Annotated in this window: 9 protein-coding genes and 1 pseudogene; 5 read left to right on the top strand and 5 right to left on the bottom strand. The window is 62.9% G+C overall.

Features of this window, described 5'->3' with window-relative positions:
* The 5 genes and pseudogenes from EOA22_RS19740 to EOA22_RS19720 form a co-directional block, all read left to right on the top strand.
* Window positions 1–150 (top strand): annotated as a pseudogene (locus tag EOA22_RS19740) (N-(5'-phosphoribosyl)anthranilate isomerase); the annotation flags it as partial.
* A gap of 91 nt (window positions 151–241) precedes the next feature.
* Complete coding sequence (trpB, locus tag EOA22_RS19735; protein WP_013528319.1) at window positions 242–1492, top strand: tryptophan synthase subunit beta; 1251 nt, start codon at window positions 242–244, stop codon at window positions 1490–1492.
* A 2-nt stretch (window positions 1493–1494) separates the two neighbouring features.
* Window positions 1495–2334, top strand: a complete 840-nt coding sequence (gene trpA / locus EOA22_RS19730; protein ID WP_027161022.1) for a tryptophan synthase subunit alpha — start codon at window positions 1495–1497, stop codon at window positions 2332–2334.
* Between the two features lie 101 nt (window positions 2335–2435).
* Window positions 2436–3362, top strand: coding sequence for an acetyl-CoA carboxylase, carboxyltransferase subunit beta (gene accD / locus EOA22_RS19725; RefSeq protein ID WP_013528321.1), 927 nt, complete (start codon window positions 2436–2438; stop codon window positions 3360–3362).
* A 118-nt stretch (window positions 3363–3480) separates the two neighbouring features.
* Complete coding sequence (locus EOA22_RS19720; RefSeq protein WP_063169785.1) at window positions 3481–4806, top strand: folylpolyglutamate synthase/dihydrofolate synthase family protein; 1326 nt, start codon at window positions 3481–3483, stop codon at window positions 4804–4806.
* A 64-nt stretch (window positions 4807–4870) separates the two neighbouring features.
* Here EOA22_RS19720 and EOA22_RS19715 read toward each other — a convergent pair whose 3' ends face one another.
* The 5 genes from EOA22_RS19715 to EOA22_RS19695 all read right to left on the bottom strand — a co-directional run.
* Window positions 4871–5284, bottom strand: coding sequence for a type II toxin-antitoxin system VapC family toxin (locus EOA22_RS19715; RefSeq protein WP_063169784.1), 414 nt, complete (start codon window positions 5282–5284; stop codon window positions 4871–4873).
* Entirely contained in the window at window positions 5281–5529 is a 249-nt protein-coding gene (locus tag EOA22_RS19710; RefSeq protein ID WP_013528324.1) for a type II toxin-antitoxin system VapB family antitoxin, read from the bottom strand. The genes EOA22_RS19715 and EOA22_RS19710 overlap by 4 nt, the downstream gene beginning before the upstream one ends.
* Window positions 5530–5637: 108 nt before the next feature.
* On the bottom strand, window positions 5638–5919 hold the full coding sequence (locus EOA22_RS19705; RefSeq protein ID WP_013528325.1) for a cupin domain-containing protein: 282 nt from the start codon (window positions 5917–5919) through the stop codon (window positions 5638–5640).
* Between the two features lie 128 nt (window positions 5920–6047).
* Window positions 6048–6371: a thioredoxin gene (gene trxA / locus EOA22_RS19700; RefSeq protein WP_013528326.1), complete on the bottom strand. Its 324-nt coding sequence runs from the start codon at window positions 6369–6371 to the stop codon at window positions 6048–6050.
* A gap of 76 nt (window positions 6372–6447) precedes the next feature.
* Window positions 6448–7132 (bottom strand): PD-(D/E)XK nuclease family protein (locus EOA22_RS19695; RefSeq protein ID WP_206521302.1); only part of this gene is annotated, 685 nt, incomplete at its 5' end.

Raw genomic sequence — 7132 nt, 5'->3', positions numbered from 1 at the left:
GCCAATATCGGCGATGCCCTTCGGCTTGCCAACCCGCCTGGGATCGACATTTCTTCAGGCGTGGAAAGCGCGCCGGGCGTCAAGGATCCGGCGCTGATCGAACAGTTTTTCCGGGCCGTCAGGGCCGCGCGGAACACCCGCGCAGCCTAGTGGTGCCTCAAACCAGAGCATGTCCCGGAAAAGTGGGAACCGGTTTTCCGACAAGGACATGCCTCATAGTCAAGATGCCAGGAGATCGGCGATGAACAAGCCGGCGACACCCAATTCCTTCCGCACCGGGCCCGACGAACAGGGCATGTTCGGCATTTTCGGCGGTCGTTTCGTTGCCGAAACGCTGATGCCGCTGATCCTCGATCTGGAGCGGCACTGGAACGAGGTCAAGAACGATGCGGATTTCAGGGCTGAGCTGACTGACCTGTCGACCCACTATGCCGGACGGCCGTCGAAGCTTTATTTCGCCGAAGGCCTCACGAAGCATCTTCGTGAGGTTTCCTCGGCCAGGGGCCTCGCGGGCGGCGCGAAGGTCTACTTCAAGCGGGAGGATTTGAACCACACCGGTTCGCACAAGATCAACAACTGCCTCGGCCAGATCCTGCTGGCCAAGCGCATGGGCAAGAAGCGCATCATCGCCGAGACCGGCGCCGGCCAGCACGGCGTGGCCTCGGCCACGGTTGCGGCCCGCTTCGGCTTTCCCTGCGTCGTCTACATGGGCGCCACAGACGTTGCCCGGCAAAGCCCGAACGTCTTCCGCATGAAGCTGCTCGGCGCCGAAGTGCGCCCGGTGACCGCCGGCCACGGCACGCTGAAGGACGCCATGAACGAGGCGTTGCGCGACTGGGTCACCAATGTCGAGGACACCTATTACCTGATCGGCACCGCCGCCGGCCCGCATCCCTATCCGGAGCTGGTGCGCGACTTCCAGTCGGTGATCGGCATCGAGGCGCGGGCACAGATCCTCGAGCAGGAAGGCCGGCTGCCCGACACCATCATCGCCGCTGTCGGCGGTGGTTCGAACGCCATCGGCCTGTTCCATCCCTTCCTCGACGACAAGGAGGTCCGCATCATCGGCATCGAAGCCGGCGGTCGCGGTCTCGACGGCATCGAGCATTGCGCCTCGATGAATGCCGGCGCGCCGGGCGTGCTGCATGGCAACCGCACCTATCTCCTGCAGAATTCCGACGGCCAGATCATGGACGGCCATTCGATCTCGGCCGGCCTCGACTATCCCGGCGTTGGGCCGGAGCATTCCTGGCTGCGCGATTCAGGCCGGGTCGAATACGTGCCGATCCTCGATGACGAGGCGCTGGAGGCTTTCAAGCTGACGACGCGCGTCGAAGGCATCATCCCGGCGCTGGAATCGGCGCACGCCATCGCGCATGCGGTGAAGATCGTGCCTGCCATGGACAAGGATCAGATCGTCATCGTCAACCTGTCCGGCCGTGGCGACAAGGACGTGCACACGGTGGCCAGCATGCTGGGCATGGAGATCTGATCATGGCCACCCGCATCGACCGCCGCATGGCGAAGCTCAGGACCGAAGGCCGCCCGGCGCTCGTCACCTATTTCATGGGCGGCGACCCCGACTACGATACCTCTTTGTCGATCATGAAGGCGTTGCCGGGCGCAGGTTCCGATATTATCGAGCTCGGCATGCCGTTCTCCGATCCGATGGCCGACGGCCCGGCGATCCAGGCGGCGGGCTTGCGGGCGCTGAAAGGCGGCCAGACGCTGGCCAAGACGCTGAAGATGGCGGCCGACTTCCGCGCTGGCGACAATGAAACGCCGATCGTGCTGATGGGCTACTACAATCCGATCTACATCTATGGCGTCGACCGCTTCCTCAAGGACGCGATCGCCAGCGGCATCGACGGGCTGATCGTCGTCGACCTGCCCCCGGAGATGGATGAGGAACTGTGCATTCCGGCATTGAAAGCCGGCATCAACTTCATCCGGCTGGCGACGCCGACCACCGACGACAAACGCCTGCCCAAGGTGCTGCAGAACACGTCGGGCTTCGTCTATTACGTGTCGATGACCGGCATCACCGGCTCGGCACTGGCCGACACCGGCAAGGTGGCGGCGGCGGTCAAGCGCATCAAGGGCCACACCGACCTGCCGGTCTGCGTCGGCTTCGGCGTCAAGACCGCCGAGCAGGCCCGGGTGATCGGCGCCAATGCCGACGGCGTCGTCGTCGGCACCGCGATCGTCAATGCGGTGGCCAATGTGCTGGGGCCGAAGGGCGAGAAGACCGCCGATCCGGCCGAGGCCGTCGCCACGCTGGTCAGCGGCCTAGCGCAAGGCGTGCGCTCGGCCCGCCTTGCTGCTGCCGAATAGTTTCCCTACGTCAGGTCTTGTGCATGCCGTTATCCCAGAACCGGTTCCCACTTTTGGGCGACATGCATTAGCAACTCTTCGTCAGGACAGGAGCCGAAGCGATGAACTGGATCACCAATTACGTTCGCCCGAAGATCAATTCGATGCTCGGCCGGCGCACCGACATGCCCGAGAATCTCTGGATCAAGGATCCGGAGACCGGCGAGATGGTGTTCCACAAGGACCTGGAATCGAACCAGTTCGTCATTCCCTCGTCCGGTCATCACATGAAGATCTCGGCCAAGGAGCGGCTGAAATTCTTCTTCGATGGCGGCAAATACGAGACCCTGGACAACCCCAAGGTCATGCAGGATCCGCTGAAATTCCGCGACGAGAAGCGCTATGTCGACCGGTTGAAGGACGCCAAGGCCAAGACCGGCCTTGAGGACGCGATCATCAATGCGCTGGGCACCGTCGAGGGTCTTCCGGTTGTGGTCACGGTGCAGGACTTCGCCTTCATGGGCGGTTCGCTCGGCATGGCCGCCGGCGACGCCATCGTGCACGGTTTCGAAGTGGCCCTGCAGCGCAAGCGGCCGCTGATCCTGTTTGCTGCTTCCGGCGGCGCCCGCATGCAGGAAGGTATTTTGTCCCTGATGCAATTGCCTCGGACAACGGTCGGTGTCGACCGGCTGAAGGAAGCCGGCCTGCCCTACATCGTCGTTTTGACCAACCCGACCACGGGCGGCGTGACCGCCTCCTACGCCATGCTGGGCGACGTGCACATCGCCGAGCCCGGCGCGCTGATCGGCTTTGCCGGACCGCGCGTCATCGAACAGACGATCCGCGAGAAACTGCCCGATGGCTTCCAGCGCTCCGAATATCTGATGGAGCACGGCATGGTCGACATGGTCGTATCCAGGCTGGAAATGCGTGAAACGATCGCGCGCCTGCTCAAGATGCTGCTCAAGCTGCCGGAAGAGCAAAAAACGCTGGAGCCGGAAATCCTGCCGCCGGCGGTGGTTGCCGCGGAAGCTCGGCCGCAAGCCTGAAGCGACACGAAGCGCCGCGACCGCGATTGCACGAGGGCTTCGGCGCGCTGTAGCCTTTGATTGCCATGGCCATCCGAAACCGATTCTGGTTTTCAGGCTCATGCGCTAGGATTCCACCATGACGACGCTTGCCGCCGACCGCGAAATCGAAGCCCTGATGGCGCTTCATCCGAAAGGCTTCGACCTTTCGCTCGACCGCATTTCGCGGCTGCTGGAGCGGCTTGACAATCCGCAGGACCGGCTGCCCCCGGTCATCCACATCGCCGGCACCAACGGCAAAGGTTCGTGCGCAGCCTTTTCACGCGCCCTGCTCGAGGCTGCGGACTACCGCGTCCATGTCCACACCTCGCCGCATCTGGTCAACTGGCATGAGCGTTACCGGCTGGCCGCCGATGGCGGCGGCAGGCTGGTCGAGGACAGGGTTTTCGCCGATGCCATTGCCCGTGCCGCCAGGGCCAATGAAGGCGAGAAGATCACCGTCTTCGAGATCCTCACCGCCGTCACCTTCCTGTTGTTTTCCGAACACCAGGCCGACGCTGCGATCATCGAAGTCGGGCTCGGCGGCCGCTTCGACGCGACCAATGTCATCAAGGAGCCGGCCGTGTCGGTGATCATGCCGGTGTCGCTCGACCACGAGGCCTATCTCGGCGACCGTGTCGAACTGATCGCAGCCGAAAAGGCCGGCATCATCAAGCCCGGCTGTCCGGTGGTCATCGGCGCGCAGGAAAGCGAGACGGCTCTGCAGGTGCTGATCGAAACCGCCGAGCGGCTTGAATGCCCCACCTTCGTCTACGGCCAGGACTTCCTTGCCTTCGAGGAAAACGGCCGCATGGTCTACCAGGACGAAGACGGCTTGATGGACCTGCCGCCGCCCAGGCTGCCCGGCCGCCACCAGTTCGCCAATGCGGCGGCGGCGATCGCCGCGGTCAAAGCGGCCGGTTTCGAGATCAGCCATCGCGCCGCCGAAAAGGCGATGATCAATGTCGCCTGGCCCGGCCGCATGCAGAAGCTCGTGCAGGGCCGGCTGGCCGAACTGGCACCCAAGGGCGCCGATATCTGGCTCGACGGCGGCCACAATCCCGGTGCCGGCGTGGTGGTTGCCGAAGCGCTGGCCGAGCAGGAAGAGAAGAACCCGCGTCCGCTGTTCCTCATCTCGGGCATGATCAACACCAAGGACCAGAGCGGCTATTTCCGTGCCTTCAAGGGCCTCGCCCGGCATGTCTACACGGTGCCGGTGAGCCTCAGCGAGGCCGGCGTGCCGAACGACGAACTGGCGATCCGCGCAACGGAAGCCGGGCTGACCGCCGAGCCGGTGAGTTCCGTCGCCAGCGCGCTGATGCTGCTGCGCGACACCTGGGACGGCCCGTCGCCACGCATCCTGATCAGCGGTTCGTTGTATCTGACCGGAGCGGTGCTGGCCGAGAACGGCACCCCGCCGACCTGAAGCAGGCGACTATTCATGCCTTGGGTGGCTGCGGCGGCTGAGGCCGAACCTTGGCTTTCGACCTTCAGAAATCCCACGGTGAGATCAGATCAAGGCTGGTGGTGCCAAAGTCGCTGAGATTGCGCGTTGCCAGCCGGCCACCGTTCACGCGCGCTATCGCCGCAATCATGCCATCGGGGGCTGACATGCCGGCACCTTGGCGTGTCGCGGCACCCATGATCTCGCCGTAAGCCAAGGCAGCATCTTCAGTCAGTCCAAAAATCCGGCCGGCAAATCGATGGCGCCACCGGGAAAGTCCCTGCTCCAGCCGATCGGCACGCTCATCAGGCCGTATTTTTTGGATGCCGAAGGCGATTTCAGCAATCGTCACTGTGGGAAGGGCCAGTTCAGCGTCATTGCGGACAAGCCATGCCAGGACAGCTTGGTCCGGCGCCTTCTTCAGACTCTCCGAAATCACGTTGGTATCGACGAAAATCAAAGCTCAAGTCCCGAATGAACCTGGCGGCCTTCGCGAATGATCTTTTCCAGATCGATGTCGGCGCCATGGTTTGCAGTCAAGCTGGCATAGAAGGTGGAAGCAGGTTCACGGCCAGCTTCACGAATTTCGTAGGATTCGAGCGCACGTTCGACCACATCGGCTATCGAACGATTTTCACGACGAGCAAGTCTATGAGCCAGGTCGCGTGCTTTTGCGCTTCGGACTGAGAGTTGTGGTTCGGCCATTTCGAACTCCCTTTTAGAACGGATATAGGCCGATCCACTGCTGCCATCAAGGTGGCAGTTGATGGCGTGCCATCACGCGGTGGATTTCCAGCGCATTGATAGGCGACGTTACTTCAGCTCTATCTCGATAAAGGCGTATTCGCCTTCATTGGCGTTGATGACGTCGTGCTCTACGCCCTCCTTGCGGAAATAGGGCGCGCCCTTCTTCATCTCGGCAAAGGATTCGCCGTCCTTGGTCAACAGCTTCACCTTGCCGTCCATCAGCGGCACGACGACATAGTCGTGGCCGTGGCGATGCCAGCCGGTGTTCTCGCCCGGCGCGAAGCGGTATTCGGTGACGATGACACGCTCGTTGTCGATGAAGACGGTGGCCTTGGCGGATCCGGTCATGGGGTTCTCCTGTCTGCCTCGAGCAGATGACATGGAGTGCCCGGACGCGAGGGCCAGAGCCACGCACCGATGACGCCAACAAAAAGCCCGGCGCGAGGCCGGGCTTGATATCAGGAATTTCAGATGGGTCAGGCGAGGTTGCCATTGATCCAGTGCGACAGCGCGGTCTTCGGCGCGGCACCGACCTTCATGTCGGCCATTTCGCCGCCCTTGAAGATCATCAGCGTCGGGATCGAGCGCACGCCGAACTGGGCGGCAAGCTCCGGATTCTCGTCGATGTTGAGCTTGGCGATCTTGACCTTGGCGCCAAGTTCGGTGGCGATATCTTCGAGCGCCGGCGCAATCATCTTGCAGGGACCGCACCATTCCGCCCAGAAATCGACGACGACCGGTACGTTGGCGTCAAGCACGTCAGCCTGGAAGTTGCTCTTGTCGACCTTCACGGTTGCCATATGGAAAAATCCTTTTGAAAGTTTTTGTCCCACCAAATGTGGTGGTGATCGCGCCCTTCTTCAAGCAGGTGTTGTGTCACGCTCCCGTGAGTCGAGCAAGGGCGTCGTCCAAGGCGCTGGCAGGCAGTTCGATCAGCCGCGGCGCCTCGGTGAACAGCAAGGCCGCCTTGACCGTGCGGCCGGGATAGAGCGGCTGCAACAGCGCGCGGTAGAGCGCCAACTGCAGGACATAGGCCGGCGGCACCTCGGCCAGACTGGCGGGCGCCGGCCGGTTGGTCTTGTAGTCGACAATCGATACCGTGTCCGGCGTTACCGCCAGCCGGTCGATCTTGCCGGAAATCGAGCGCTTCTTGCCCTTGACCTCCAGGCTGCCCATGATCGCAACCTCGGCACGCGACGATGGCGCAAACAGCTGACCGAAGCCGGGATCGGCAAGGATCGATGTGACCGACGCCAGGGCCTTTTCACGCTCTGATGGCGGCCAGTCCGCACCGGTTCGCAAGAGATAGCGTTCTGCCGCTCCCGCACGTTCGGGCTCGGCAATACCGGGCAGCATCTGCAGCAGTTTGTGGAGGGCGAGCCCACGCAGCACGGCAAAGCCGGGCTCGGCGTCGGCGTCGAGCACCGGCGACGCCTTGTCGACAACGGCTTGCTTGCCTTCGTCGATCAGCGCCGAGGCGCCCGATGGCGACAACGGACGCGGCAGATCCTCGAAGGGCAGCAAGGGCCGGAACAGCGTCGCCGGCAAAGGCGCGAAAGCG

It is taken from the genome of Mesorhizobium sp. M7A.F.Ca.US.014.04.1.1 (genome assembly GCF_003998745.1).
Taxonomy (GTDB): Bacteria; Pseudomonadota; Alphaproteobacteria; order Rhizobiales; family Rhizobiaceae; genus Mesorhizobium; species Mesorhizobium ciceri.
Note: the sequence above shows the minus strand (reverse complement) of the source record. Positions and strands in the feature narration are given on the sequence as shown.